The organism is Pseudocitrobacter faecalis (genome assembly GCF_965231525.1).
Classification (GTDB): Bacteria; Pseudomonadota; Gammaproteobacteria; order Enterobacterales; family Enterobacteriaceae; genus Pseudocitrobacter; species Pseudocitrobacter faecalis.
Genome location: NZ_CBDDNJ010000002.1, coordinates 514,173 through 540,708, shown reverse-complemented (window position 1 = coordinate 540,708; position 26,536 = coordinate 514,173). Strand labels below are relative to the sequence as shown.

Here is a 26,536-nt window from a genome sequence, read left to right as displayed (position 1 = left end):
GGACGCATCATGATCAGCGTATTCGATATTTTCAAAATCGGCATTGGTCCCTCCAGCTCTCATACTGTCGGGCCAATGAAAGCAGGCAAACAATTCACGGACGACTTGATTGCGCGTGGGATCCTGACCGACATCACCCGCGTCGTCGTCGATGTTTACGGCTCACTCTCCCTCACCGGGAAGGGCCACCATACCGATATCGCCATCATCATGGGCCTGGCGGGTAACCTGCCGGACACCGTCGATATCGACAGCATTCCTGGTTTTATTCAGGACGTGAATACCCACGGTCGTTTACTGCTGGCAAATGGCCAGCATGAAGTAGAGTTCCCGGTTGATAAATGCATGAATTTCCATGCCGACAACCTCTCTTTGCATGAAAACGGCATGCGCATCACCGCACTGGTGGGCGAGAAAGCGGTTTACAGCAAAACCTATTATTCCATCGGCGGTGGCTTTATCGTCGATGAAGAGCACTTCGGCCTGCAGGCTGAAGCGCCTGTCGCCGTACCTTATCCGTATAGCAGCGCGGCAGATTTACAGCGTCATTGCCAGGAAACGGGGCTCTCCCTCTCAGGCCTGATGATGCAAAACGAACTGGCGTTGCACAGCAAAGAAGAGCTGGAAAAGCATTTTGCTGACGTCTGGGCGGTGATGAAAGGCGGCATAGAACATGGCACCACCACCGAAGGCGTCCTGCCGGGTAAACTGCGCGTACCGCGCCGTGCCTCCGCGCTGCGCCGCATGCTGGTTAGCCAGGATAAAATCAGCAGTGACCCGATGGCGGTCGTTGACTGGATCAACATGTTCGCGCTGGCGGTCAATGAAGAAAACGCCGCTGGCGGACGCGTGGTCACCGCGCCAACGAACGGCGCCTGCGGGATTGTTCCGGCAGTGCTGGCGTACTACGACAAATTTATCCGTGAAGTGAACGCCAACTCGCTGGCGCGCTATCTGCTGGTAGCCAGCGCCATCGGCTCGCTTTACAAAATGAATGCCTCAATTTCCGGCGCGGAAGTGGGCTGTCAGGGCGAAGTGGGCGTGGCCTGTTCTATGGCCGCCGCTGGTCTGGCAGAACTATTGGGCGGCAGCCCGGCGCAGGTGTGCATCGCCGCGGAAATCGGCATGGAGCACAACCTCGGTTTAACCTGCGACCCGGTTGCGGGTCAGGTTCAGGTGCCGTGCATCGAGCGTAACGCGATCGCCTCTGTGAAAGCGGTCAACGCAGCCCGTATGGCGCTGCGTCGAACCAGCCAGCCGCGCGTATGCCTCGATAAGGTTATCGAGACGATGTATGAAACAGGCAAAGACATGAACGCCAAGTATCGCGAAACCTCTCGCGGCGGCCTGGCAATGAAAGTGGTTGCCTGCGATTAATCCCCCCAACTGCCCGGTGGCACGCTGCGCCGGGCAGTTTTTTGCGAGCCTCCTTCCTGATTTTTTATCCCGCGTAGCCTCCCCCTGATGCAAATGTTACCCTAGCCTCAATTGTTACAAGGAGGTCCCGGTGTCCGTTCATCTGCTTATCGTCGACGCGCTTAATTTGATTCGCCGCATTCATGCCGTGCAGGGTTCCCCCTGCGGTGAAACGTGCCTGCGGGCGCTGGAGCAACTCATTGCTCACAGCCAGCCCACGCACGTCGTCGCCGTATTTGATGATGAAGAGCGGGGCCAGGGTTGGCGACATCAGCGTCTGCCCGACTATAAAGCGGGCCGCGCCCCGATGCCGGATACGCTGATAGAAGAGATGCCGGCATTACGTGCGGCGTTCGAACAGCGCGGCTTCAGATGCTGGGCCCTGCCGGGCAGCGAAGCCGACGATCTTGCGGCAACGCTTGCGGTAAAAGTCGCGCAGGCCGGGCATCAGGCAACGATTGTGTCCACGGACAAAGGCTACTGTCAGTTACTCTCGCCCACCATTCGCATTCGTGATTACTTCCAGAAACGCTGGCTGGATGCGCCGTTTATCGCCAGCGAATTTGGCGTCACGCCGCAACAATTGCCAGATTATTGGGGGCTGGCGGGGATCAGCAGTTCAAAAGTGCCGGGTGTCGCGGGAATCGGGCCCAAGAGCGCCACCCAGTTGCTCAATGAGTTTGAATCGCTGGAAGGGATTTACACGCAACTGGATAACGTACCGGAGAAGTGGCGTAAAAAGCTTGAAGAACATAAAGAGATGGCGTTTATCTGCCGTGACGTCGCACGGCTGGAGACTAATTTACAGCTTGATGGGAATTTGCAGCAGTTGCGGCTGGTGCGGTAGGACGCCCCCTCACCCCGCCCTCTCCCTCAGGGAGAGGGAGAAAGACAGCTCAGTTCTGTGAGGTACGCACAATCGGTCTCCTCTCCCTGCGGGAGAAGGTTAGGGACAGCTCAATTCTGTGAGATACGCACAATCAGTCCCCTCTCCCTGCGGGAGAGGGTTAGGGACAGCTCAGTTCTGTAAGGTACGCACAATCAGTCCCCTCTCCCTGTGGGAGAGGGTTAGGGTGAGGGGTCAGGCCTCACCGCTCGTCGCGACGTCCACCGACCGCCGCCCACCAGCGACGCACGTGTACCGTCACTTCTTCGCGGTCGTGATACAACTGACGCGCCTGAATCTCAGCATTAATGCCGTGTTCTTGCAGCGCCTGCTCAATGTGCGCCAGGTTTGACGACACTTCTTCATAGCGCTTTTTCATTGGCAGCTTGAGGTTGAAGATCGTTTCGCGACACCAGCCATTTACCAGCCACTGCGCCATCAGCGCGGCGACTTTCGCCGGTTTCTCGACCATATCGCACACCATCCACGAGATGTTGTTACGACTCGGGCGATAGCGGAAACCATCTTCGCGCAGCCAGGTCACCTGCCCGGTATCCATCAGGCTTTGCGCCATCGGGCCATTATCGACCGAGGAAACCCACATGTTGCGTTTTACCAACTGATAGGTCCAACCGCCAGGGCAAGCCCCGAGGTCAACCGCATACATTCCGTTCGCCAGGCGCTCATCCCACTCATCGGCAGGAATAAAGACATGGAACGCCTCTTCCAGCTTCAGGGTTGAACGGCTTGGCGCATCGGATGGGAATTTAAGGCGCGGAATGCCCATATAGAACGGGGAATTATTGGTGCTGTAGGAATAACCGGTGTAGCAGCACCCCGGTGCGATAAAGAACACATGCACGACCGGGCGCTTTGGCGTCTCGTATTTCGCTAATACACCCGCTTCACGTAGTGCCGAACGCAGCGGCACGGTGAATTTGCGACAGAACTTCATCAGCTCTTTGCTTTCATTGGTGTCCGCCACTTCAACGCGCAAATCGCCGCCTTTCTCGACCACACCCTGCAACATGCCGACAACCGGTGTAATGCGATCTTCCGGCGGCAAATCTTTGAGTAATTCACCGACAACAAACATCTGACGGGCGAAAATCAGCGATCTGAACGGCAGCTCACGGGCCAGCTTATCGGCCTCGCCTTCCTGATAACACTCAAAAATCACATAGCCCGAGTTCTCTTTTACTCGCGCAAAACCAAAGACTTCACGGCGTGCGGCTTTATCCGTAATTTCCGCAGCACACTCTTTCTCAAACCCAGGGCGGCAATAGAGCACAACCTTATTCATGAACAACACCCTTACGTTTAAGACGAATAGCGCCGACCAGCATCAGCGCCCAACCCGCGAGGAAGCTAACGCCCCCCACCGGAGTAACAAACGCCCACAGGCGTAAATGAGAGAGCGCCAGACAGTAAAGGCTGCCGCTGAATAACACGGTACCCAATGCCAGGAAGACGCTACTCCAGTAGAACCAGATGCTGATGCGACGCTGCATCGCAACGGATAAGCCGAGGATCGCCAGCGTATGGAACGCCTGGTACTCGAGCCCGGTTTGGATCCAGCCCATCTCAACAACACCCAGAGATTTGCTTAACACGTGCGCGCCAAAAGCGCCCAGTGCAACAAAGATAAAACCGCTAATGGCGGCGAAAATCAGCATAAAACGGCTGGTCATGCGATTACCCTAAATTCATTTATTGTTCGTAACGGAAGCGGAATGTTTCTTGTTCATTGGCCGCTTTCGCCAGTATCCATTGCCGGAAGGCAGCTATTTTACCCAGTTCAGCCTGACTGTCATGACAAACCAGATAAAAAGCGTTTTTACTGACCAGGACATCATTAAACGGGCAGACCAGGCGACCTGCTTCTATTTCCGACTGCGCCATGACGTTATTCGCCAGCGCGACGCCTTGTCCATGAATGGCAGCCTGTAGCACCATTGCGCTATGGCTGAAGATCGGCCCTTGCTGCACGTTGATGTGGTTAAGCCCCAACTGGCGGGTATAGGTTTGCCAGTCACGACGTGAAGCATCATGCAATAAGGTATGCTTCGCGAGATCTGCCGGCGTTTTGAGCGCTTTATCGCCCGTCAGCAGCAGCGGCGAGCACACCGGAAGCAGATATTCTGCGTACAATTTTTCGACACGCAGACCCGGCCAGTTTCCGCGACCATAAAAAATCGCCACGTCCACATCGTCAGCCAGCTTGTCTTCCTGACGGTCGACAGCCTGGATTCTGACGTCAATTCCCGGATAAGCTGAGTTAAAGCTTGTAAGACGAGGCACCAGCCACTGAATCGCAAAACTGGGCAATAAACTGACCGTCAACGCCCCTTTTGCACTTCGTGCCTGTAGTTTACGCGTTGCCTCGGTTAATTGCGAAAAGATCTCTTTGATGTCGAGGAAATAGCTCTGCCCCTCTTCCGTGAGCAACAGTGAACGATTGCGGCGACGGAACAGCTTCAGTCCTAAAAAATCCTCAAGTGACTTGATTTGGTGGCTTACTGCGGCCTGCGTCACAAAAAGCTCATCGGCGGCGCGAGTAAAACTCAAATGGCGGGCTGCTGCATCAAATACACGTAATGCATTCAGTGGTGGCAATCGCTTCGACATGGTCCCAGAACCCAAATGTTAATAGGATTTAACAAATAGGAAACAACGTTTAACCTATTAGTTTTTTTTATCTGAGCCATTATAAATTGTCCGTTGAGCTTCTACCAGCAAATACCTATAGTGGCGGCACTTCCTGAGCCGGAACGAAAAGCTTTTTTCGGAATGCGTGTTCTGATGGGCTTTTGGCTTACGGTTGTGATGTTGTGTTGTTGTGTTTGCAATTGGTCTGCGATTCAGACCACGGTAGCAACGCTACCCTTTTTCACTTCCTGTACATTTACCCTGTCTGTCCATAGTGATTAATGTAGCACCGCCCAATTGCGGTGCTTTTTTTTGCCTGTCAGCCTGATTTAGTCTTCCAGAGCAACCATCTCTTTCACGTCGGTACGGTTAATCTGTTGCTTGTTACCGTTGGCATCTTTGTAAGAAATCATCCCGGTTTCGTCATCCGTTTTCGGCTTACCATCAGAGACGATACTACGGCCATCATTCGTGTGCATGACGTAGTTCGGGGAAGAACAGGCGCCCAGGGCAAAGGTCATTACACAAGCTGAAATAATTGCGGCAGTCTTTTTCATCTTCTACTCCTTTAAGCGATTTATGCCAGATAGTTCATATTCCGTAACAGGCAAAAACATTTGCCTAACGTTATTTAGCATATGTCACTGGTCAGATTTCGCCAGTATATCCAGATTATTCTGATGGTTAGCACAAGCCTTGTCATAAGGCCAGTTTTGCGCCACGATCGCACTACTGAACCGAGGAATATCATGAACGCTTTTAACCCCGCGCAGTTTCGCGCCCAGTTCCCTGCGTTAGCCGATGCAGGCGTCTATCTCGATAGCGCCGCCACGGCCCTGAAACCGCAGGCCGTCATTGATGCCACGCAACACTTCTATTCGCTCAGCGCAGGCAACGTCCACCGTAGCCAGTTCGCGCAGGCGCAAAAGCTCACCGCACGTTATGAAGCCGCACGCGATCAGGTTGCCGCGTGGCTGAACGCACCTTCCGGCAAAAATATCGTTTGGACACGCGGTACGACAGAAGCCATCAACATGGTGGCGCAGTGCTACGCGCGGCCTCGTTTGCAGACGGGTGACGAGATTATTGTTAGCGAAGCAGAGCACCACGCCAATCTGGTGCCGTGGCTGATGGTTGCGCAACAAACCGGGGCGAAAATCGTTAAGCTTCCGCTGGGACGCGATCGTCTGCCCAATCTCGATCTTCTGCCTTCGCTTATCACATCGCGCAGTAAAATTCTGGCGCTGGGGCAAATGTCAAACGTGACCGGCGGCTGCCCGGATCTCGCTCGCGCCATTACCCTTGCTCATCAGACAAATATGGTGGTGATGGTCGACGGCGCGCAGGGCGCGGTGCATTGCCCTGCGGATGTGCAACAGCTGGATATCGATTTCTACGCTTTTTCCGGGCATAAACTGTATGGCCCGACGGGTATCGGCGTGCTGTACGGCAAAAGCGATCTTCTCGATGAGATGTCGCCGTGGCTTGGCGGTGGCAAGATGATCAGTGAAGTCACTTTCGACGGTTTTACCACGCAACCGGTACCTTATCGTCTGGAAGCAGGCACGCCAAACGTAGCGGGCGTTATTGGCCTGAGCGCCGCGCTGGAGTGGCTTGCGGAGACAGATATCGTGCAGGCAGAAAACTGGAGCCGAGGGCTGGCAACGCTTGCGGAAGATGAACTGGCGAAACGACCGGGGTTCCGTTCCTTCCGCTGTCAGGATTCCAGCCTGCTGGCGTTCGATTTTAAAGGCGTTCACCATAGCGATATGGTTACGCTTTTGGCAGAGTACGGTATCGCCCTGCGCGCCGGGCAGCACTGCGCACAACCGCTGCTGGCGGCTCTCGGCGTGAGCGGCACGCTGCGCGCTTCCTTTGCCCCCTATAATACGCAAGATGACGTTTACGCGCTGGTCAACGCCGTTGATCGGGCGCTCGAATTACTGGTGGACGAATGACAGCTTCTCTCCTCGCCGGGCACCCGTTCGGCACAACCGTGACACCCGACTCGCTGCGCCAGCTTTTTGCGCCCCTGCAGCAGTGGGAAGAGAAATACCGACAGGTAATTTTGCTGGGCAAGCAGCTTCCGGCGCTCAGCGACGATCTCAAAGCGCAGGCTCGGGAAATTCCCGGCTGTGAAAATCGCGTCTGGCTGGGCTACCAGGTTACGTCTGATGGCGCGATGCATTTCTTTGGTGACAGTGAAGGCAGAATTGTGCGCGGCCTGCTGGCTGTGTTGCTGACAGCGGTAGAAGGAAGAAGCGCCAGCGATCTGGCTTCAGCCGACCCACTGGCGCTGTTTGATGAGTTGGGGCTACGTGGTCAACTTAGTGCTTCACGCTCGCAGGGCCTGGCGGCCCTGAGTGAAGCGGTAACCGACGCTGCACGTCAGGCGCTGGCCTGACGCTCCGCTTTTGCCATCATTTTTTTCAACGCATGGGACACCGCAACAAAACCGAAGGTTGCGGTAACCATCGTCGCCGCGCCAAAGCCGGAGGCGCAATCCATCCGTTTAGGCCCTTCCGCCGTGCTTTTCATCGCACACACTGAACCATCCGATTGCGGGTAAACCAGCGCTTCAGTTGAAAACACGCAGTCTACACCCAGCTTGCCTTTACTGTTTTTCACCACGTTGAACTCACTCTTCAGCCGCTCACGCAGTTTAGCCGCCAGCGGATCCTGAATCGTTTTCGCCAAATCGGTGACCTGAATCTGCGTCGGGTCGATTTGCCCGCCCGCCCCGCCGGTGGTCACCAGTGGCACTTTATAACGGCGACAGTAAGCAATCAGCGCCGCTTTAGGGCGCACGCTGTCGATGGCATCAATCACATAGTCATAGCCTGCGCTCATGTACTGTGCGACATTTTCCGTAGTAACGAAATCATCTATCACTGTGACGCGGCATTCCGGGTTGATTTGGCGGATACGCTCGGCCATCACTTCCGCCTTGGCCTGCCCGACATTGCCAGTCAGCGCATGCAGCTGACGGTTGGTATTGGTCACACAGACGTCGTCCATGTCGATAAGCGTGATAGCACCAATACCCGTACGCGCCAACGCTTCCGCCGCCCAGCAGCCGACACCGCCGATACCTACCACGCAAACGTGCGCGCCCGCAAAGAGCTGTAACGCGTTTTCACCGTACAACCGCGCCGTGCCGCCAAAACGCTGGCGCCAGGCGTCACTGATGACAACTGACATAGAACCTCGGAGTTGAAATACATTAAGAGTGGGAGTGAAGGCTTCCCCTCACCCCGGCCCTCTCCCTGAGGGAGAGGGAGAAAAGCGAGCACAATCGGTTCCCTCTCCCTCAGGGAGAGGGTTAGGGTGAGGGTGTCTGCATCAGCCGCTAAACACATTCCCCGCGCCCGGCGCAGTTTTCAGCACCCACACGCGACCATAGTGATTATACCAGCCTGCGCGGTGTCCGGCATCCGGGCCGATCCCCTGATAGATATCAAAGTGTTGGCCTTTAATCGCCCCACCCACATCCAGCGCGACCATCAGACGCAGCTCATACTGACCGTTAAACTTGCCGTTATTGTCCAGCAGCGGCACTTCCGCCAGCAGCGTGGTGCCTGCCGGAATAATGCTACGGTCCGATGCCACAGACGCACGACCAATCAGCGGCACCGCGCTTGCCCCTTTTACTGGCGCAAACGATTGAGGTTTAAAGAAGACGAACGACGGATTCTGCTCCAGCAGTTCGCGGACTTCCGCTTCACTGTGTTTTTCGCCCCACTCACGAATCGCCTGCATCGACATATCTTCACGTTTCACTTCCCCACGGTCGATCAACACTTTGCCAATACTGCGATAAGGCCAGCCATTTTTACCGGCATAGCTAAAGAAGTTAAGCGGCGAACCGTCGCCAAAGTCGATATAGCCACTACCCTGCACATCCATAATGAAGTTATCCATTAGCGAGTTGCTGTAGGCCAGGATGTAGCTGTCGCTCAGGCCACCAGCATAAATACTGGCGCGTGATGGCAGTTTTCCGCGCTTCGGCGGCATGCGGTAAATCGGATACTGGAACTCACCCTGACGGGTATGGCGCGCCTGAATTACCGGCGTGTAGTAGCCGGTAAACTGGACGTTACCGTAATTATCGGCACCTTCCATCTGCCAGGCGTCGAGGCCGAACTGGCGCATGTTGCGCGTATCGCCCCCGGCACGCAGCCACTGTTGCACGGCGTTATACACATTGCTCTGGTTGCCATACAGGCGCGGCGACGCGCTGCGAATTTGATTAACCTGCTCTGCAAAGTCACCGGCGTTGATTGGCGCGCCGACGGCCTCAGGTTGATTGACCAGTGAGAAAGGCTGGGTAAATTTCCCGTCTTTATACTGTTGACCGCGATCGGTCGGTTTGGAAGAACAAGCAGCCAGCATCGCCAGCATTGCGCCCGTTACCACATACTTTGCCCAACGTCCTTTCATGGTATCTCGTCTTCTGCGTAAATCGTGAATGCCCGAAGAAGATAACAAACCGCCAGGCCTATTGAAACGTGATAACGTCCCCTGAGCGAAATTTCGTACAAAAAACAAACCGAGCTGGCGCTTTTTAACGCGTTTTCGGAAAAAATAACCATTTAAATCAAAAAATAGTTGCATCAGAAAGCGAGCAGAGTATAGTGCGCATCCACGGACGCGGGGTGGAGCAGCCTGGTAGCTCGTCGGGCTCATAACCCGAAGGTCGTCAGTTCAAATCTGGCCCCCGCAACCAATTACAATGTGAAAAGAGTTACTTGAAAGAGAGTAACAGACGGACGCGGGGTGGAGCAGCCTGGTAGCTCGTCGGGCTCATAACCCGAAGGTCGTCAGTTCAAATCTGGCCCCCGCAACCAACACATTGTACATAAGAGAAAAGGTTACTCGATGGAAGAGTAACAGACGGACGCGGGGTGGAGCAGCCTGGTAGCTCGTCGGGCTCATAACCCGAAGGTCGTCGGTTCAAATCCGGCCCCCGCAACCAACAAAATCAAGCACCCATTTGGGTGTTTTTTTTTGCCTGTTATTTGCCCCAGCCATAAAAAAGAGCGCCGTAGCGCTCTTTGCCTGTGTCTTATCGCCTCGCCAGCGTCGCGCCATCGGCAAAATAGGCTTTTATTCCCGCCAGAATAGACTCGGCAACAGCCTGCTGGAAAGTTGCCGTCTTGAGCTTTCGCTCCTCTTCAACGTTACTGATAAACGCCGTTTCGACGAGGATCGACGGAATATCCGGTGCTTTCAGAACCGCAAAGCCCGCTTGCTCAACCTGGTTCTTATGCAGCTTATTCACTTTGCCCATATGCTGAAGCACTGCCTTACCGAATTTAAGGCTATCGGCGATGGTCAGCGACTGCACCATATCGAACATGGTGTGGTCGACGTAGCGATCGCCGCTTTTACTTACCCCACCGATTAAGTCGGCGGCGTTCTGAGTCTGCGCGAGGAATTTCGCGGCGGTACTGGTTGCGCCTTTGGTTGAGAGCGCAAAGACGGAGGAACCGCTCGGCTGACGGCTGGTGAAAGCATCGGCGTGAATAGAGACAAAAAGATCCGCGCGCTGCTTCTGGGCTTTCGCCACGCGCACCTTCAGCGGAATAAAGATATCTTCATTTCGCGTCATGTAGACCTTCATGTTGCCTTCTTTCTCAATAAGCGACCGCAGGCGTCGGGCAATTTGCAGCACCACATCCTTTTCACGCGTTTTATATTTACCCACCGCGCCGGAGTCTTCCCCGCCATGCCCCGGATCGAGCATGATCACAATCGGGCGATCGCGCCCGGCCTTACCAGGCTGCGGCCCACTCTGCGCGGGTGGAACCTGTTTATCGAGGTCACCGCGGTTGTAATCTTCCAGCAGCGCCAGCAGCGGATCCTGCACATCCTGCGCATTCGCCGGGTACAGATCCATCACCAGACGCTCTTTAAACCCGGCAACCGGCGCCAGCGCAAACAGCTGTGGCGTGACGTTCTGCTTAAGCTCAAACACCATTCGCACGGTTTGCGGATCGAACTGCCCAACGCGCGCGGATTTAATAAAGGGATCGTCAGCACGGATTTGCGCGGTCATGCCTTTCAACACCGAGTTCAGGTTCACGCCTTCAAGGTCGACTACCAGACGTTCCGGGTTGCTTAGCGCAAACTGTCGGTATTTCAGTTCCCGATTCGACTCAACCGTCACACGCGTATAGCTGGACGCAGGCCAGACGCGTACGGCCACCACCTGGCTTGTGGCAGCCATACCTACCTGACTGACGCTTAATAACCACATGGCGCCCGCCCCTTTTAACAGGCGGCGGCGGCTAAATGACTGACTTCCCGACATGCTTCTCCCAAGCCAAAAATGTTTACTTTGGTATTACGCATAATAAGTTTGACCAAAAACTTTAACCAAAGGCGCATAAACTGTCATCTATAAAAGGGTAAACATTCTTTTGCTAAGCCCTTTTTCAGAATCCATTTTGCCCATTCGCGGAAAATTCGCGCTTGCACTCACGGCCAAAACAGAATAAAAATACATTTATTGCGAATAAAAATGCACTGAGAGGTCATGCCGTGGTGAAGGAACGTAAAACCGAACTGGTCGAAGGGTTTCGTCATTCAGTTCCCTATATCAATGCCCATCGGGGAAAAACGTTTGTCATCATGCTGGGCGGAGAAGCCATCGAACATGACAATTTCTCCAGTATTGTCAATGACATTGGCTTATTGCATAGCCTGGGAATTCGCCTGGTGCTGGTCTATGGCGCGCGTCCGCAAATCGATGCCAATCTTGAAGCGCATCATCATGAGCCGATCTACCACAAGCAAATTCGCGTGACCGACGCCAAAAGCCTCGAACTGGTTAAACAGGCAGCCGGATTGTTACAACTTGATATCACCGCGCGTTTATCCATGAGCCTCAACAATACGCCATTGCAGGGGGCGCATATCAACGTGGTGAGCGGTAACTTTATCATTGCCCAGCCGCTGGGCGTTGATGATGGCGTTGATTACTGCCATAGCGGACGCATTCGTCGTATCGATGAAGAAGCGATTCATCGTCAGCTCGACAGCGGCGCAATCGTACTCATGGGCCCGGTTGCCGTTTCTGTCACCGGCGAAAGCTTCAATCTCACCTCCGAGGAGATTGCCACGCAGTTGGCTATCAAATTGAAAGCGGAAAAGATGATAGGCTTCTGCTCTTCTCAGGGCGTTTACGATCGTGAGGGCAACATCGTACCAGAGCTGTTCCCCAACGAAGCGCAGGCCCGCGTTGAGGAGCTTGAGCAAGAAGGCGATTACTTATCTGGCACCGTGCGTTTCCTGCGCGGTGCGGTCAAGGCGTGCCGTAGCGGTGTGCGCCGCAGTCACTTAATCAGCTATCAGGAAGATGGCGCGCTGTTGCAGGAGCTTTTCTCCCGCGACGGTATTGGAACCCAGATTGTGATGGAGAGCTCCGAGCAGATCCGCCGCGCCACCATCAACGACATCGGCGGCATACTCGATCTCATTCATCCGCTGGAGCAGCAGGGTATTCTGGTACGCCGCTCCCGCGAACAACTGGAGATGGAGATCGACAAATTCACCATTATTCAGCGCGATAACACCACCATCGCCTGTGCGGCGCTCTATCCGTTCCCGGAAGAGAAAATTGGCGAGATGGCCTGTGTGGCGGTGCATCCGGATTATCAAAGCTCATCACGCGGGGAAGTGCTGTTGCAGCGCATCTCTACGCAGGCTAAACAGATGGGGCTGAGCAAACTGTTTGTGCTGACCACCCGCAGCATTCACTGGTTCCAGGAGCGCGGATTCCAGCCGGTGGACGTGGAGTTGCTGCCGGAAAGCAAAAAGCAGATGTATAACTATCAGCGGCGCTCAAAAGTGCTGATGGCGGATTTGGGGTGACGTTTTACGCCGGATGGCGCTATTGCTCATCCGGCCTACAAAACATCATAACGCAGGTCGGATAAGGCGAGGCCGCATCCGACAACCCCGTTAATCCTCGGCGAAAATCGCGGCCAGCCCGCTGCGACGCTCGGTTCTGGCGACAATCGCCTGCCCTAACAACGCCGCATCGGCATACATCGACAAGCGTGATTTCGCACGCGTAATCGCCGTATACACCAGTTCCCGCGTCACAATCGGCACGGGCTGCGTTGGCAAGACCAGCGCGGCATGGTCAAATTCAGAGCCCTGGGATTTATGCACCGTCATCGCCCATGCCGTATCGTGCTCGGGCAAACGGCTCGGCTGCACCGATTTAATGGTTCCATCCGGCATCGGGAACCAGACGCGCAGCCCCTGTCCGCGATCGAGCGCCACGCCAATGTCACCGTTAAACAGCCCCAGCGCACTGTCGTTTCGGGCAATCATTACCGGACGCCCTTCATACCAGCGAGAATGCCGCTGCGGCACAATCATACGATGACGGGCCAGCGATAACTCCAGCTGTTGATTCAACCCGCTGACACCCCACGGCCCTTCGCGCAAAGCGCACAGAAGCTGATATTCACCAAAGGCCTGCAAAATTTCAGCCGGCTCAGCCTGCTGACGCAGACATTGCAGATAGCGTCCATAGCCCGCCCGCGCATCGTCGAGCATCGCTTCATACTCATCGCTGGTGCGCAGGGATTTCAGTTCAATATCAGAAAAGCCGTGCGCAAACACATCACGTACGCCCGCGCGATCGCCCTGATTCACCGCGCGCGCCAGTTGCCCGATTCCGGAATCACTGCCGAAACGGTAGCTGGTACGGAGCAGACAGAGACTGTCACGCAATGCGCCCGCCGCCTCTCCCTCACCTTCTGGCACAGGTGTACCCGTTAGACGGCTGAGCTGTAGCGCGCGCGCTGGCGTATAGCCGCTGTTAACCCACGCGCAGATATCGCCCAGCACCGCACCGGCTTCCACGGAGGCCAACTGGTCACGGTCGCCAAGGAAAATCACCCGTCCGTGACGTGGCAGCGCGTCAACCAGGCGCGCCATCATTGGCAGGTCAATCATTGAGGCTTCGTCCACCACCAGCACATCCAGATGCAGTGGGTTTCCGGCGTGATAGCGCATACGCTGGCTGCCTGGCTGCGCGCCTAACAGACGATGCAGCGTGCTGGCATCGGTTGGCAGCATCGCTTTCTGACTTTCGCTCAGCGGCAATTTGCGCAGCGCAGCGCCCAGCGATTCTGTCAGTCGGGCCGCGGCTTTCCCGGTCGGTGCGGCCAGGCGAATACGGCATTTATTCTCGCCTGCAATGCGCACCAGCGCCGCCAGCAGTTTTGCCACTGTCGTGGTTTTTCCGGTGCCTGGCCCGCCAGAAATCACCGAAATACGTCGGGTGAGCGCCACAGCAGCGGCGACTTTTTGCCAGTCAACGCGGTCAGATGGCGGGAAAAGATCGGAGAGCGCTTCGGCAATCAGCGATTCGTCAATATTCTCCGCAAGCTGCGCATCGCGGAAGAAACGTGCGACGTTACGTTCATTGCCCCACATGCGGTTCAAATAGAGACGATCACCGCAAAGAATCAACGGCGTCGGGCGCTCGCCCTGGCTTACCGCCTGAGAGGCCAGCAGCATGGCCGCCCAGTCTTCGGGTATTTCGACCGCATCCAGCAGTTGCGTCCACAATACTTTTGCTCGTCCATTCAGCGTTGGCGCTTGCTGCAAATGGCTGAGCGGCAGGCAAACGTGCCCCTCTCCAGCGTCGCGACTCAGAATCGCCGCCGCCAGCATGACGGCGGGATGCTCATTACGGGCGATAGTCAGCGCAAACTGCACATCCAGCGGGCGCAGCAGTTTCAGCTCGGTGGCTTCAATCAATAAATTTTCCAGGCTCACGATGCCATCTCCTGCGTCTGCCCGGCAAACAGGGCATCCATTGCATCAACCAGTTCGAATTGGGGACGCGTGCTGAAAATCCCCTGCTGGCCCGGTTCGCCATCCACGCCACGCAGGAACAGGTAAATCACGCCGCCAAAGTGTTGCTCATAGTCGTAATCGGCCAGGCGGTGTCGAAGATAGCGGTGCAACGCCAGCGTATAGAGCTGATACTGCAAATCGTAGCGGTGCGACTGCATCGCCTGCGCCATCGCTTGTTGGGTATAAGCGTCGCTGTTTGCGCCCAGCCAGTTCGATTTATAGTCGAGCAGGTAATAGCGCCCGTTGTGGCGGAACACCAGGTCAATAAAGCCCTTCAGCATCCCGCGCACCTGACGGAAATCAAGGGGCGGACAGCCCGCCGAAAGCGAGTCGTAGCGGCGCACCACGGCATCCAGCGCCACCGGGTCGAGCGGTTTTTCGATAGGAAGATAGAACTCCATCTCCACCTGTTTTTGCCGTGCATCAAGCTGATTTAACGCCACGCCTTCCGGCGTGAGCGGCGTTGCCAGCACCTGGGAAATCCAGCGCGTCAGCACCGGTTCCCAGTGCTCTTCAAAACCGTTAAGCAGCAATTTTTCACGCATCCATTCGGCTTCAACCGGCTGCGTAAAATCGAGATCTTCAAACAGGCTGTGCAGGAAGGTACCTGGCGATGCGCCGCGCGGGAAGTGATGCGGCGTGAGCGCCTCCTCTTCCATCGCCTCCCCCACGCCTGCAGCGTCGATATCCAGACGCGGCAGCAGATCCTGCGCCACACTATGACCGCGCTGCTGCAGGCCGGAATAACTGGTCACGCGCCAGTCATCAACCATACGCCGCATCACCTGGCGCGCCGTCAGTTCAGGCACCTCTGGCTGTAACGCCTGCCAGCGGGTGTCGTCAGGCTCGCAGGCTTTAGTCAGCGCAATATGTTCATCACACAGCGCGCGCAATGCGGCTTCCAGCCCGGCGGCGTCAAGCTGCTCACCTTTTTGCAGCAGGCGGCCCGGCGCACTGTGGTGGATATCGGTTTCTGTCGCTTTGTCGCTGCGACGCGAAGTCAGCGGTGCCATGCCCAGGCTGCAATGCCAGACGGCGCGGGTTAGCGCCACATAAAGCAGACGTAAATCTTCCGCCAGCCGCTCCGCTTCCGCCAGTTCCAGGCTTTCCTCGCCCTGCTGGAGATCCAGCACCGCCGAGAAGGATTCGCGGTCGTGGTAAAACGCCTGATCCTGTTTGCGGAAACGGGCGATAAAAGGCAGCCAGACCAGCGGGTACTCCAGACCTTTCGATTTGTGGATTGTGACAATTTGCACCAGGTGCTTGTCGTTCTCCAGACGCATCTGTTGATTCGAGGCGTTGGTGTTGGGCTCGGCGATTTGTTGATTCAGCCAGCGCACCAACGCGTGCTCACTTTCAAGCTGTGTCGCCGCTTCCTGTAACAGTTCGCTTAAATGCAGGATGTCGGTTAAACGGCGCTCGCCGCCGTGGGTCGCCAGCAGGTTTTCGGCGATGTTTCGCGCGCTCATCAGGGCGCGCAGCATCGGCATCACGCCACGCTTTTGCCAGATATCGCGGTACTGGCTGAACTCTTCCACCAGCGCATCCCAGGCATCTTCATCCTGATTCAGGTGCTCGATATCCTGCGCGTTCAGGCCAAACATCGCCGTCGCCAGCGCGCAGCGCAGCGTGGTTTCACGTTCAGGGCTTAATGCCGCTTGCAGTACCCAAAGCAACTCCTGCGCTTCTGGTGTTTCAAATACGCTGTCACGGTTGGAGAGATAAACCGAAGGGATCGCCAGCGCATTGAGCGCATCGCGAATCAATGATGCTTCCTGGCGATTACGTACCAGCACCGTGATGTCGGATGCCTGTACCGGACGGGCTTTTTCGCCGCGCCACAACAGCGCCGTGCCCCGTTGCCCCCCGGTCAGCCAGTCGCGAATTTGCGCCGCGCACTGGCGCGCCATAAAGGCCTGATAATCGCCCGCGCCAACGCCCTGCCCCGGCATCAGGCAGAAATTCATGGCGGGTTGCGTTTCGCCATTAATTTCAAATTTCAGCGACTGGTTTTTGGCGGCGGATTTTACCGGCAAAAAAGGGATATCGCGGAACATGAACGGGTTATCAACCGTGGAAAAAAGCTTGTTGACGCTTGCCACCACGCCCGGCGCAGAACGCCAGTTGGTGTCCAGCGTATAGTGCGCCGCCACGTCGCTGCGCGCGCGCATATAGGTAAAAATATCCGCACCGCGAAACGCGTAAATGGCCTGCTTCGGGTCGCCAATCAGCAGCAGCGCGGTGTCCGGTTGCTGTCGCCAGATACGGCGGAAAATGCGGTATTGCTGTGGGTCGGTATCCTGGAATTCATCAATCATTGCTACCGGGAAACGCTGACGAATCGCCGCTGCCAGCGCGTCGCCGCTTTCGCTTTGCAGCGCGGTGTCCAGGCGGCTGAGCATGTCATCAAAACCCAGTTCGCCGCGGCGGCGTTTCTCCTGCGCCACCGCTTCGCGAATTTCCACCATCGCCTGAGTGATCACCAGGTCGTTCAGGCTGAGCGGTGCGGCAAGCAGTGCCTCAATGGCGCTGAACAGCGGGTGCGTCGGCACCTCACCGCCTGCTTTGGTGCGTTCGGCTAAAAAGGCCTGCGAGAATTTTTCCAGCGCATCCGGAAGCTGATAACCGCGTGTTTCTTCGCTCGCCCAGGCGCTGACTTTATCAATCCATTTGCCCTGGTTGCCGCGATTAAATTTGCGCCGGTCAATGCCGGAGTTTTCCAGCACATCATTCAGTTCGCTCACCGCCGCCAGCCACTGGCGTTTAACCGCTTCAATGTGGGCGACGATTTTTTCGTGCCGCGACGCCAGCGTCTCGCTGCCATCCGGCGGACGTTTGAGGGTTGGCGCTTCGCCCTGTAAGTAGCGGTCGATGGATTTCAGGAGATCCTGCGGCCCTTTCCAGGTGTCAAAAATCACCTGCGCAATTTCGCGCTTCAATGGGTAGCAGTGACGTCGCCAGAAATCGGCACAGGCCTGGTAGCGAAGCTGAGATTCATCTTCAATGAGCTGTTGTTCAAACAGCATGCCCGACTCAAAAGCGTTGAGGCTGAGCATGCGCTGACAGAAGCCGTGAATGGTAAAGACCGCCGCATCGTCCATCTGCCGCTCGGCCAGCAGCAGCACTTCCGCGGCCTGCTGTTTATCAGCGATTTCATCCAGCAACCGGGCGTACAGCGGGTCAACGGTGGTTTCGGGTTCATTGGGGCTGTAGCGCAGACAAGCGATACGCAGCTCGTGAATGTTGCTGCGGATACGCCCGCGAAGCTCTTCTGTCGCCGCTTCGGTGAAGGTCACTACCAGCAGTTCTTCGACGTTGACGGGCCGGGGGAAAGCAGCGCTTTCGCCCAGACCTAATAAGAGACGCAGATAGAGTGCGGCGATGGTGAAGGTTTTTCCGGTGCCCGCAGAGGCTTCAATCAGGCGCTCGCCATACATGGGCAAGCGCAGGGGATCAAGGGACTCGGCGGTATCGGTCATTCGTTCTCTCGTCTCAACGGTAAGGTTTGCTGCAATTCACTGATGCTTTGCCATACTTTCCAGCCTTCAGGATGCGCGTAGTCCTGTTTTCCGTTATCACTACCGGAAACCTGCGACAGTACGGTCATGCCCTCCGGCTCAACCACCGTTTGATGGAAGAAATCGGCAACTTTAAGCGGCGTCAGTAACTTAATCTGGGCCACTACTTTATCACGTGAATCGAACGCCATATTACCCCTGTCGAAATCTTTACTGAGCTGTGACGCTTCTTCGCTCAGGGTTTGCGGGGCCTGCACCATTTGCGCAATCACCGCCTGCTGAATTTGCGCGAACTCTTCCGGTTTCATGGCGCGCAGCTTCGCTTCCGCCATCGGGAAGAAGGCCTTAAATCGCTCCCACAAGAATGCTGGCTGTTTATCACTGCTTTGCAGCAGGAAGCCCATACCCCACTGACGGCCTACATTCATCGAGAAGGCAAATACCGCGTAACCCAGTTGCTCTTCCGTACGCAGTTGTGTGTAGAACCACGGCTGGACAATTTGTGCCAGGACAGCGCTGGTCGCGGATGTGCTGGCCTCATCGGCATTGATCGGTGCAAATACCGCCGCCAGTGCAGAATCTGTGCTGGGGCTGGCTTTTTCAAACATGGCTGACTGTTTTTTATCAATCAGCACGTCTTTATTGCGACACCATTCGGTACCCTTTGCGCCAAGCTGCGCCTGGATATTGTGCGCCAGCGTGCTGGAGGCCTCTTTGCTCAGATTACCAATCACCATAAATTCCGGGCGGGCGTTGGTTTTCAGGCGATCGCGATAAGCCATTACCTCTTGCAGAGTAATGGACGACAGCAATGCCCGGCGCTCTTCACGCTGGAAGTACGGCACCTGAGAAAGCATCTGCACCGGCATAATCGCCTGTTCGTAGGCTTTGCCTTTATCGGCGGAATCCATCATCTGTGCGTACCAGGATTTCGCCTGTGCCAGCTGTTCTTCCGTTGTCTGATAGCTGAAATAGCCCTGCAACAGCGCATCAAACAGCTGCGGCAAACGCTGGGTATATCCGTTAGCGTTCAGCATCAGGCCATTATTTGCGCCGGTCGAGAAGCTGATGCCACCCACCGCCGCCTGATTGCTGAGCTGGTCGAGCGAGATCCCCGCCAGATAATCATTGAGCGCGAACATCACCTGATTACGGGCGCTGTCCATCGCTTTCGGATTCCGCAGAATCAGCGTGACATCGGCCTTCGGTTCGCTGGCAAAGTAGTGGCTCGGCATATACACCAGACGCAGCGTTGGCTCATCAATGATAAGTTCAGGGTGCGTATAGCTTTTTTCCGGCTTAATCAGAGTGAAATCATCCGGAATATAGGGGTTCAGCTCCGGCAGCTTCAGCGAGATCGTTTCGGCTTTTTGCTGCCACTCGGTAAACGTCTGCGCGCTGATTTTGTCGACCTGATAAGGCGCATTCACGAAGTAGGCCGTTTTGTTATGCGGCTCTTTCTCGCTGATATACCAGACGCGCGCATTCTGCGGGGTCATCATCTCCAGCCGTGCTTTTACCGCTTGTTCATCAAACTGGTCGGCGATATTCACCGCATCCAGCGTATGCTGGACCGGCACGCGGATCATGGTGTCCGCCAGCCATTCGACATAGCCCATATCGCGGCTGATTGACGGATAACGGAAGTCGAGATCCAGCACGTGCGCCAGCTCATCGAAGTAACGCTTATCGATGCCTTTTTCCCGTAACAGATTGAGATAGCTAAAGATAGCCGCCACAACCTCATCGCGATGCGCGAGGCCCTTATCGGTTAAGGTCGCGGAAATCGCCAGTACGCCACTGTTGCCGTTCACCACGGGGTCGGAGTCGGCGCGAATGCCTTCCACCAGCCCCTGATTTTGCAGCCAGTCGGACAGCGTACCCGGGCTACGGTTGCCAATCATGTAGGTCACCAGCTCGTCGGTTTTGCTGCGGAACTGAGCGGTGTTGTTGTCGATGCGAAATTCCACACGCAGCACTTTACGCGGCAGCGCCGGGACGTAGTGAATCAATACGCCCTTTTGCGCGTCGGTCACCACGGGCACATCAATTTGCGGCACGGTAATGGATTTGTTAGGCACACGACCATAGGTTTGCGCCGCCATCTGCGCCAGCTCCGGCAACGGTTTATTGCTGTAGATAACCGCTTTCATCAGATTGGCAGAGTAGTATTGATCGCGGAAGGCGAGCAGCGCCTGATGCACCGGGCTTCCGGGCTTGTCGCTCAGCGTTTCAAGGTTACCGCCGGAGAAGCGCGAACCGGGGTGCGCCGGGTTAATGGTTTCGGCACTCACCTGCGCCATGCGCATGCCGTCGCGCGAGCGGGCCATGGTCAACTCGGCGTTCACCGCATTACGTTCGTGCTCGACGTATTTTTTATCCAGTTTGGGTGATGCAATCGCGTCCGCAAGGCGGTCAACCGCGCCCTGCAGCGCATCATTCTCAACTTCCAGATAAAAAGCCGTACGGTAAGGCGCGGTACTGGCGTTGTGGCTGCCACCGTGCATTTTCAGATATTCAGCGAGGCTGTCAGGCTGCGGATACATCTTCGAGCCCATCAGCGTCATATGTTCGAGGAAGTGCGCGAGGCCAGGATGAACATCGGGATCCTGCAATGAGCCCACCGGCACAACCAGCGCCGACAAGGATTTCACCGCCTGAGGATCGGAAACCAGCAGCACCACCATGCCGTTATCGAGCTTGATAGCCTGATAATGACGAGGATCTTTTTCACTTTTGCGGATGGTTTCCTGTATGGGTTGCCATCCGGTGTCTGCCTGACTAATAGGTGCCCAAAGGGCGGTAATCAAAACAACAACACTCAACCAGATACTACGGGGCATTCACGGACCTCATCATTAACAAACCGGCGGCTGAACGTGTCAGCCGGTGTATCGTATGCGCATCAGTCCGTGACTTCTTGCGCATAGTAAACGAAGGGTTTTAATTGCGCAATTTTTATACAGCCATTATGACTGGTGATAACGAAAAACGGGCAACAGGTAGCGCTGCGTCTGTTCGATAATGGCTTCATATTGCTCATTTTCGAGCGTACGCCACAGGCGTTGGTACCATATATCACTCCCTTCACCACTCACTACCATATTACCTTCATACGCCTGAAGGAACTTGCTTCGCGCTTTTTGCTGCGTTTCATCGTCCATCAGAAGGGCATTGCTTTCAGCGTCGAAGCAGGCTTTAAGCCAGGCACCGCCGCTTTCAGGCAAGAACAACAACGGTTGCATCATGCCAAGTCGGTAACCTTCAACCAGCTCCGCGAGATAACCGTGCGCTTCCGTGGCCGACAGCGGCGGGAAGCGCCACTCCCCCTCTTTGCGCAGCAGCAGACGGCTCTCGCCGGTTCCGCCACTGGCACAATAGACAAGGTGTTCCAGCCAAAGTTGCATTCCCTGTGAAACGCTGAGCAAAGATGGGCGCCAGCGCAACAATCCGTTCGACTGTACTTGCGCCAGCCAGCCGGTAATGTTAACGCCTGCACACTCAAGGTCGATTTCCATGCTTTGCGCAGGCTCGCGTAGCTCGATAACGCGCGAGGCCAGCGCCTCCATTTCCTGACGCTGCACCTCCCAGGCGATTTCGCCGTAAGGGCCATAAGGCAGCGTACCCGCCGCCCGATAACGGCGGTACATCAGCCCGGCGTCCTGCTCTTCAATCAGCGTATTCAGTAGCTGTTGATTGAGCTGATAACGGGTTAACCCTTCCAGGGTAAACGGTTCGGTATCCGGGATTTCACTCTCTTCGGAACGGAAATTCACCTGTAAGCGCATCTGGAAGAAGGCGCGTACCGGGTGCTGCCAGAAACGCTGAAGCTGCTCCAGCGGCAGATGCGTGATATCGAGCGGCGCAAGTGGCTGAATAAACGGCGAATGGGCCTCGCCCTGCTGACTCGCCGCTGCCAGCCATTCGCGGGCGTAGCTTTGCCGCTCATTGGCGGCGAAGTTCTCCGGATCAAACGGCATTCGCGTGTGCTGGTGCATGATATGCGCTTTCACGCGCTTATCGCTTTCGTCGCAGTTCAGCGCTTCATCGCCTTCCAGACAATGGCTTTGGCCGATGTAATCCAGCAGTTCCTGTACCAGCACGGACGGGTAACGTTCGCTGTTATCCTGAATGGAGCGGCCAATATAGCTGATGTAGAGCGTCTGCCCGGCGGACATCAGCGCTTCGAGGAACAGATAGCGGTCGTCATCACGACGGCTGCGGTCGCCTCGTACCGGTTTCTGGCTCATCAAATCGAATCCCAGCGGCGGTAGCGCGCGTGGATACACACCATCATTCATGCCCAGCAGGCACACCACTTTGAACGGTATTGAACGCATCGGCATCAGGGTACAGATGTTCACCGGCCCCGCAAGGAAACGCTGGCTGATACGCTCCTGATCGAGCCGGGACGCCAGCTCGTCGCGCAGCAGTGAAAGCGGGACCATACCCTCGTATTGAGACTGCGTACCCTGGGCAATAATCGCCTGCCACTGCTGCTCAATCAGCGCCAGCGCGGCTTCCGTATCCTGATCCGGCAGGAAGAAGTCGTTGAGCATATCGCGGCATACGGGTAGCCACTCTTCCAATGGACGATCCTGGGATAAGCCCTGTCGCCAGTGGTTAAGCTGCATTAATAGCGATGCCAGATGCCCCACCAGCTCAGCAATCAGACCGCTGGACTCATCATAGGGTAAGACCGATTGCCACTCGCCCTGCTGGCTTTCCATCGCGTAGCCAAGCAGCATGCGCGTCAGGCCAAAGCGCCAGGTATGTTGCCCGGTAGCAGGAAGGTCGAGTTCTCGAACGTTATCGTCATCGAGCCCCCAGCGAATACCAGACTCATTAACCCACTGACGCAGGTAACGCAGCCCCTCTTCATCAATGTTGAAGCGGGCGGCCAGCACGGGTACGTCCAGCAGCGCCAGCACGTCTTCGCTCACAAAGCGGCTATCGGGCAGCGAGAGTAGCGTGATAAAGGCCTGCATCGCCGGGTGAGCCTGACGCGCGCGGCGGTCGGAAATCGCATACGGCAGATAGCGCTCGCCGGTGGCGCTGCCAAACACCGCCTGAATAAATGGGCTGTAGCTGTCGATGTCCGCTACCATCACAATGATATCGCGCGGCGTTAGCGTCGGATCTGCTTCCAGCATCGCCAGCAGGCGATCGTGCAATATTTCCACTTCACGCTGCGGGCTGTGGCAGACGTGTACCGTCAGGCTGCGATCGTCGGGCTTCATCACGCGTTTGGCGCCGCTGTGGGCAAACTCTTGCGCCGTGCGCCCGGCGATGGCGGAATTTTTTAATTCCAGAACGTCATGCTGCAGATTGTGCAGCAGGTTATCCGGGTCGATATCAACAAACGCTTCCAGCTCCTGATAACGCTCAAGGCCAGCAAGCAGGTAAATATAATCGCGCCCCAGCTTGCCCCAGGAGGCCAGCATCGGGTTGGTAACATTCTGCTCGCCGTCGTCGTTAAACAAGCCCGGCGCGGCATCCGCGTCACGAAACAGCGGCAACTCGCGTTCTTCACGGAAGTGACGACGCTGGCGCGCCTGCAAACGCGCCAGAAACGCCGGATCCTGAATATCGCCCCAGTAGTAACGGCAAGGGTTAGTGAACAGCACGTAGATATCAATGTGCTTGCCCAGCGCCTGAAGAGCGTGGAGATATACCGGCGGCAACGCCGAAATACCGCAGATAAACACGCGCGAAGGCAGGCCTTCCGGGCGCGTTTCGCTTTGTTCAAGGATATCGATAAAACGTTGATAGAGATTGGCACGGTGCCAGAGCGGCTGGCCAAGCGCTTTAGTGTGCGCCACCAGCGCTTTCCACAACGGTGCCTGCCACAGTTGCGCCTCGCCAAGTCCATCCACCAGCGTGTCGTTTTCCCAGTTGGTTAGCCACTGCGGGCGATACACCAGATACTGGTCGTAGAGATCCGCTACCCGTGAGGCAAGCTGGAACAGTTTGCGCTTGTCGGCATCATCGTGCAGATAGTGACGCAGCGGGGTAAATGCGTCGTCATCCAGCATTTGTGGCAGCAGAGTCATCAGCTTCCAGCTCATGCTCTGCTTGTTGAAGGCGCTTTCGCCGGGAATATCCGGCAGCACGCGGGTAAACATATCCCAGATAAAGCTGGCAGGGAGCGGAAAGTCGATATTCGCCGCAATGCCAAAGCGTTGCGACAGGGTCATCTGTAGCCATTGCGCCATCCCGGTGCTTTGCACCAGCACCATTTCAGACTCGAATGGGTCATCGAGCCGCTGCTGCTCAACAATGAACTCCATTAATGCTTCCAGCACGTCCAGACGGTTGGAGTGGTAGACCCGTAACATATTCGCTCCTGACTACAGATTGACGGGGCAATGCAGCCGCGTCATGTGACCTTGCTTACCCAGCGGGGTGGTAATAGTAACATTGATGCTGACACAACGTTGGCTTGTTGTCTGCACGCGCTGGCTACTCCAGCCCTCCGGCATGGGTTGTACCTGCCGCTGGGTTTGCAGCCATGCATAGCGCCAAAGCTGGTGATACTGGTTAAGCTGATGGTTGCCCAGCGCCAGGCTACGATAATATCCGCCCAACGCCGTAATGACGCTGACCATCAGCAGCATCGCCAGGAGCACTTCCGGCAGGCTAAAGCCGCGCATTTTGGTTAAGGTATCTGACACAGGGCCTTCTCCTGTAAGGGGCAAAAATCGCTCCAGCCGTGAGGTGAAAACACAACGCTGTTATCCTGCAGCGTGCCGGATTGCCAAAGCTGAATGCCGTTACTCTCCGCCATCAGCAGTATGGCGTCATCATTAAGCCGTCGCAGACACACGCGGCTGGCGTCGCTACCTGCCCGGCACTGCACAGCCATCGTCCTATTCCACGGCACGGTTTTCCCCCACTGCAGTGCGGAGTGCGCCCGCGCCGTATCGCGCAGGGCCAGCGTTTCATTATTCACCATCGCGACTTGCCGACGCTGGGTCTGATTAAGCCCCTGTAACATCAAGCTGCCTAACACCAGCAGTAACAGAACCAGCGCCAGTGACGATGCCCCCCGTTCGCGATTCACAGGTTGTACCCCGTCACGCTATACAGCGCATTGATGTTACCCGCGCCATTGATACCAGATGCACTCAGCGCGACCGTTAACTCCGGTGGAAACCCCGCGCTGTTATGACGCGTAACCTGAAATTGCGTGATGGTGACCGTCGCCGGATCGGTCATTTTGTCCCACCCTTTTCCCTCGCAGCCCGACGCGCCGCGTAAGGTTTCCAGCACGCCCTTTTGCAGGCGGAACCCGATACTGTCGGCATTGGTCATCGGTGATGCCTGCCAGATACCGTCGCTATTACCATCCCAGCGAATAATGACGCACCGCCCCTGCTGCGCAAGTTCCAGTGGCTCGCCCTGACACTCACCGTTGCAGTATCCGGCGCGTTGAAGATGCTTCGCCACCGTGTACAGCCGCTGCCAGACCTCGTCTTCCAGCGCCTGCTGGCGAGTTTGATGTAAAATTCCACGCTGCAATGCGGGTAGAAAACGTGACGCTCCCAGCAGCAATACGCTGCTGATAGCCATCGAAATCAGCACTTCCGGCAGCGAAAAACCGCGCATGATCACTGGCACTCATCACCCCCTTCACTCTCACACAACCTTATTCGTCCAAAGCTTGAGAGAATCACCTCCCAGTGTCCGGCAGCGCTTTGAACTGAAATACTCCCGGCCCACGCTGTATTACGTAGCCCGAAAAAGCCCAGAGAAGGTGTGATACTCGCCAGTTGCACCTCGCCCCATGGCGGCAGAAAAACCCGCGGGTTTGCCGGTGGGCAGCCCTCCACCACAGTGTCATCTGCCACCAGACACCAGCGCGTATCAGCGTAATGGGCTTTAATCATTCGGTCACGGTTATGCCAGTTAGCGTCATTACGCAAAAAAAGCAGGTAATCACGCAGCTGCGTCGCGGTTTGCCAGAGCCGCTGTTGCTGCTGCCAGCTTTGCCAGCCGTATAGCCCACCCGCGCTAAGGATGATAACCAGCGAGACCGCAACCAATGTTTCAATCAGGGTGTAACCCGTTTGTCTGTTCATGGCGGGAGTATCGGAAAACTGAAGAGACGTTGCGAGAGGCAGATTACGTTTCTACGAGGCGCTTTCCAGTGAATTTACAAGGTTGCAGCGGCTTGCAAAAAAGT

20 protein-coding genes and 3 tRNA genes are annotated in these 26,536 nt (G+C 56.1%); 8 read left to right on the top strand and 15 right to left on the bottom strand.

From position 1 onward, the window contains the following. Positions 1-9: 9 nt before the first annotated feature. Positions 10-1,377, top strand: coding sequence for an L-serine ammonia-lyase (locus ACOXYR_RS03220; RefSeq protein ID WP_113857707.1), 1,368 nt, complete (start codon positions 10-12; stop codon positions 1,375-1,377). A gap of 130 nt (positions 1,378-1,507) precedes the next feature. Beyond that, on the top strand, positions 1,508-2,263 hold the full coding sequence (gene xni, locus ACOXYR_RS03215) for a flap endonuclease Xni (protein ID WP_108476337.1): 756 nt from the start codon (positions 1,508-1,510) through the stop codon (positions 2,261-2,263). Between the two features lie 241 nt (positions 2,264-2,504). Here xni and rlmM read toward each other — a convergent pair whose 3' ends face one another. From rlmM to ACOXYR_RS03195, 4 genes are all read right to left on the bottom strand, one after another. Beyond that, the gene (gene rlmM / locus ACOXYR_RS03210) at positions 2,505-3,605 is read right to left on the bottom strand and encodes a 23S rRNA (cytidine(2498)-2'-O)-methyltransferase RlmM (RefSeq protein WP_108477164.1); all 1,101 of its coding nucleotides are present in this window, start codon (positions 3,603-3,605) and stop codon (positions 2,505-2,507) included. Beyond that, complete coding sequence (locus ACOXYR_RS03205) at positions 3,598-3,993, bottom strand: DUF423 domain-containing protein (RefSeq protein WP_108477165.1); 396 nt, start codon at positions 3,991-3,993, stop codon at positions 3,598-3,600. Before ACOXYR_RS03205 ends, rlmM begins: the two co-directional genes overlap by 8 nt. Positions 3,994-4,012: 19 nt before the next feature. Beyond that, positions 4,013-4,930: a glycine cleavage system transcriptional regulator GcvA gene (gene gcvA / locus ACOXYR_RS03200; protein WP_015963219.1), complete on the bottom strand. Its 918-nt coding sequence runs from the start codon at positions 4,928-4,930 to the stop codon at positions 4,013-4,015. A gap of 350 nt (positions 4,931-5,280) precedes the next feature. Further along, complete coding sequence (locus tag ACOXYR_RS03195) at positions 5,281-5,508, bottom strand: YgdI/YgdR family lipoprotein (RefSeq protein WP_015963218.1); 228 nt, start codon at positions 5,506-5,508, stop codon at positions 5,281-5,283. A gap of 192 nt (positions 5,509-5,700) precedes the next feature. On the opposite strand from ACOXYR_RS03195, the gene csdA reads away from it, so the two are divergent. Continuing rightward, positions 5,701-6,909 carry a cysteine desulfurase CsdA gene (csdA, locus tag ACOXYR_RS03190; protein WP_421356361.1) on the top strand — a complete coding sequence of 403 codons (1,209 nt, stop codon included), beginning with the start codon at positions 5,701-5,703 and terminating at the stop codon, positions 6,907-6,909. Continuing rightward, entirely contained in the window at positions 6,906-7,355 is a 450-nt protein-coding gene (csdE, locus tag ACOXYR_RS03185) for a cysteine desulfurase sulfur acceptor subunit CsdE (protein ID WP_189623933.1), read from the top strand. The genes csdA and csdE overlap by 4 nt, the downstream gene beginning before the upstream one ends. Here the strand turns inward: csdE and tcdA are convergent. Further along, positions 7,340-8,152: a tRNA cyclic N6-threonylcarbamoyladenosine(37) synthase TcdA gene (gene tcdA, locus ACOXYR_RS03180; protein ID WP_113857710.1), complete on the bottom strand. Its 813-nt coding sequence runs from the start codon at positions 8,150-8,152 to the stop codon at positions 7,340-7,342. The two genes, csdE and tcdA, sit on opposite strands and share 16 nt — an antisense overlap. A gap of 141 nt (positions 8,153-8,293) precedes the next feature. Then, the gene (gene mltA / locus ACOXYR_RS03175) at positions 8,294-9,391 is read right to left on the bottom strand and encodes a murein transglycosylase A (RefSeq protein ID WP_108477169.1); all 1,098 of its coding nucleotides are present in this window, start codon (positions 9,389-9,391) and stop codon (positions 8,294-8,296) included. A 209-nt stretch (positions 9,392-9,600) separates the two neighbouring features. Between mltA and ACOXYR_RS03170 the strand changes: the two genes are divergently transcribed. The 3 genes from ACOXYR_RS03170 (at position 9,601) to ACOXYR_RS03160 (ending at position 9,926) form a co-directional block, all read left to right on the top strand. Then, positions 9,601-9,677: transfer RNA gene (locus ACOXYR_RS03170), tRNA-Met, on the top strand. Between the two features lie 44 nt (positions 9,678-9,721). Then, positions 9,722-9,798, top strand: a tRNA-Met gene (locus ACOXYR_RS03165). A 51-nt stretch (positions 9,799-9,849) separates the two neighbouring features. Beyond that, positions 9,850-9,926, top strand: a tRNA-Met gene (locus ACOXYR_RS03160). Positions 9,927-10,016: 90 nt separating this feature from the next. Here ACOXYR_RS03160 and amiC read toward each other — a convergent pair. Further along, positions 10,017-11,264: an N-acetylmuramoyl-L-alanine amidase AmiC gene (gene amiC / locus ACOXYR_RS03155; RefSeq protein ID WP_108477170.1), complete on the bottom strand. Its 1,248-nt coding sequence runs from the start codon at positions 11,262-11,264 to the stop codon at positions 10,017-10,019. A gap of 230 nt (positions 11,265-11,494) precedes the next feature. On the opposite strand from amiC, the gene argA reads away from it, so the two are divergent. Next, positions 11,495-12,826 (top strand): amino-acid N-acetyltransferase, encoded by a 1,332-nt coding sequence (argA, locus tag ACOXYR_RS03150; RefSeq protein WP_421356501.1) that lies wholly within the window; start codon positions 11,495-11,497, stop codon positions 12,824-12,826. A 90-nt stretch (positions 12,827-12,916) separates the two neighbouring features. Here argA and recD read toward each other — a convergent pair whose 3' ends face one another. From recD to ACOXYR_RS03110, 8 genes are all read right to left on the bottom strand, one after another. Then, positions 12,917-14,752 carry an exodeoxyribonuclease V subunit alpha gene (gene recD / locus ACOXYR_RS03145; RefSeq protein WP_421356500.1) on the bottom strand — a complete coding sequence of 612 codons (1,836 nt, stop codon included), beginning with the start codon at positions 14,750-14,752 and terminating at the stop codon, positions 12,917-12,919. After that, positions 14,749-18,312: an exodeoxyribonuclease V subunit beta gene (recB, locus tag ACOXYR_RS03140; protein WP_421356499.1), complete on the bottom strand. Its 3,564-nt coding sequence runs from the start codon at positions 18,310-18,312 to the stop codon at positions 14,749-14,751. The genes recD and recB overlap by 4 nt, the downstream gene beginning before the upstream one ends. Further along, positions 18,309-21,194: a pitrilysin gene (gene ptrA, locus ACOXYR_RS03135; protein ID WP_421356498.1), complete on the bottom strand. Its 2,886-nt coding sequence runs from the start codon at positions 21,192-21,194 to the stop codon at positions 18,309-18,311. The genes recB and ptrA overlap by 4 nt, the downstream gene beginning before the upstream one ends. 126 nt (positions 21,195-21,320) lie before the next feature. Further along, entirely contained in the window at positions 21,321-24,689 is a 3,369-nt protein-coding gene (gene recC, locus ACOXYR_RS03130) for an exodeoxyribonuclease V subunit gamma (protein ID WP_421356497.1), read from the bottom strand. Positions 24,690-24,701: 12 nt separating this feature from the next. Further along, the gene (locus tag ACOXYR_RS03125; protein WP_421356496.1) at positions 24,702-25,025 is read right to left on the bottom strand and encodes a prepilin-type N-terminal cleavage/methylation domain-containing protein; all 324 of its coding nucleotides are present in this window, start codon (positions 25,023-25,025) and stop codon (positions 24,702-24,704) included. After that, complete coding sequence (locus ACOXYR_RS03120; RefSeq protein WP_108477177.1) at positions 25,010-25,414, bottom strand: DUF2509 family protein; 405 nt, start codon at positions 25,412-25,414, stop codon at positions 25,010-25,012. Before ACOXYR_RS03120 ends, ACOXYR_RS03125 begins: the two co-directional genes overlap by 16 nt. Then, positions 25,411-25,971, bottom strand: coding sequence for a prepilin peptidase-dependent protein (locus ACOXYR_RS03115; protein ID WP_421356495.1), 561 nt, complete (start codon positions 25,969-25,971; stop codon positions 25,411-25,413). The genes ACOXYR_RS03120 and ACOXYR_RS03115 overlap by 4 nt, the downstream gene beginning before the upstream one ends. Beyond that, a complete protein-coding gene (locus ACOXYR_RS03110; RefSeq protein ID WP_407731521.1) occupies positions 25,962-26,432 on the bottom strand; it encodes a prepilin peptidase-dependent protein in 471 nt (156 codons plus the stop codon). The genes ACOXYR_RS03115 and ACOXYR_RS03110 overlap by 10 nt, the downstream gene beginning before the upstream one ends. Between the last annotated feature and the right edge of the window lie 104 nt (positions 26,433-26,536).

What these genes read in the sequence shown, in the direction of transcription:
- recB (WP_421356499.1), bottom strand. Translation starts at nt 18,312, where the DNA reads ATGACCGATACCGCCGAGTCCCTTGATCCCCTGCGCTTGCCCATGTAT.
- ptrA (WP_421356498.1), bottom strand. Translation starts at nt 21,194, where the DNA reads ATGCCCCGTAGTATCTGGTTGAGTGTTGTTGTTTTGATTACCGCCCTT.
- mltA (WP_108477169.1), bottom strand. Translation starts at nt 9,391, where the DNA reads ATGAAAGGACGTTGGGCAAAGTATGTGGTAACGGGCGCAATGCTGGCG.
- recC (WP_421356497.1), bottom strand. Translation starts at nt 24,689, where the DNA reads ATGTTACGGGTCTACCACTCCAACCGTCTGGACGTGCTGGAAGCATTA.
- csdE (WP_189623933.1), top strand. Translation starts at nt 6,906, where the DNA reads ATGACAGCTTCTCTCCTCGCCGGGCACCCGTTCGGCACAACCGTGACA.
- ACOXYR_RS03195 (WP_015963218.1), bottom strand. Translation starts at nt 5,508, where the DNA reads ATGAAAAAGACTGCCGCAATTATTTCAGCTTGTGTAATGACCTTTGCC.
- ACOXYR_RS03110 (WP_407731521.1), bottom strand. Translation starts at nt 26,432, where the DNA reads ATGAACAGACAAACGGGTTACACCCTGATTGAAACATTGGTTGCGGTC.
- rlmM (WP_108477164.1), bottom strand. Translation starts at nt 3,605, where the DNA reads ATGAATAAGGTTGTGCTCTATTGCCGCCCTGGGTTTGAGAAAGAGTGT.
- gcvA (WP_015963219.1), bottom strand. Translation starts at nt 4,930, where the DNA reads ATGTCGAAGCGATTGCCACCACTGAATGCATTACGTGTATTTGATGCA.
- csdA (WP_421356361.1), top strand. Translation starts at nt 5,701, where the DNA reads ATGAACGCTTTTAACCCCGCGCAGTTTCGCGCCCAGTTCCCTGCGTTA.
- tcdA (WP_113857710.1), bottom strand. Translation starts at nt 8,152, where the DNA reads ATGTCAGTTGTCATCAGTGACGCCTGGCGCCAGCGTTTTGGCGGCACG.
- ACOXYR_RS03205 (WP_108477165.1), bottom strand. Translation starts at nt 3,993, where the DNA reads ATGACCAGCCGTTTTATGCTGATTTTCGCCGCCATTAGCGGTTTTATC.
- amiC (WP_108477170.1), bottom strand. Translation starts at nt 11,264, where the DNA reads ATGTCGGGAAGTCAGTCATTTAGCCGCCGCCGCCTGTTAAAAGGGGCG.
- ACOXYR_RS03220 (WP_113857707.1), top strand. Translation starts at nt 10, where the DNA reads ATGATCAGCGTATTCGATATTTTCAAAATCGGCATTGGTCCCTCCAGC.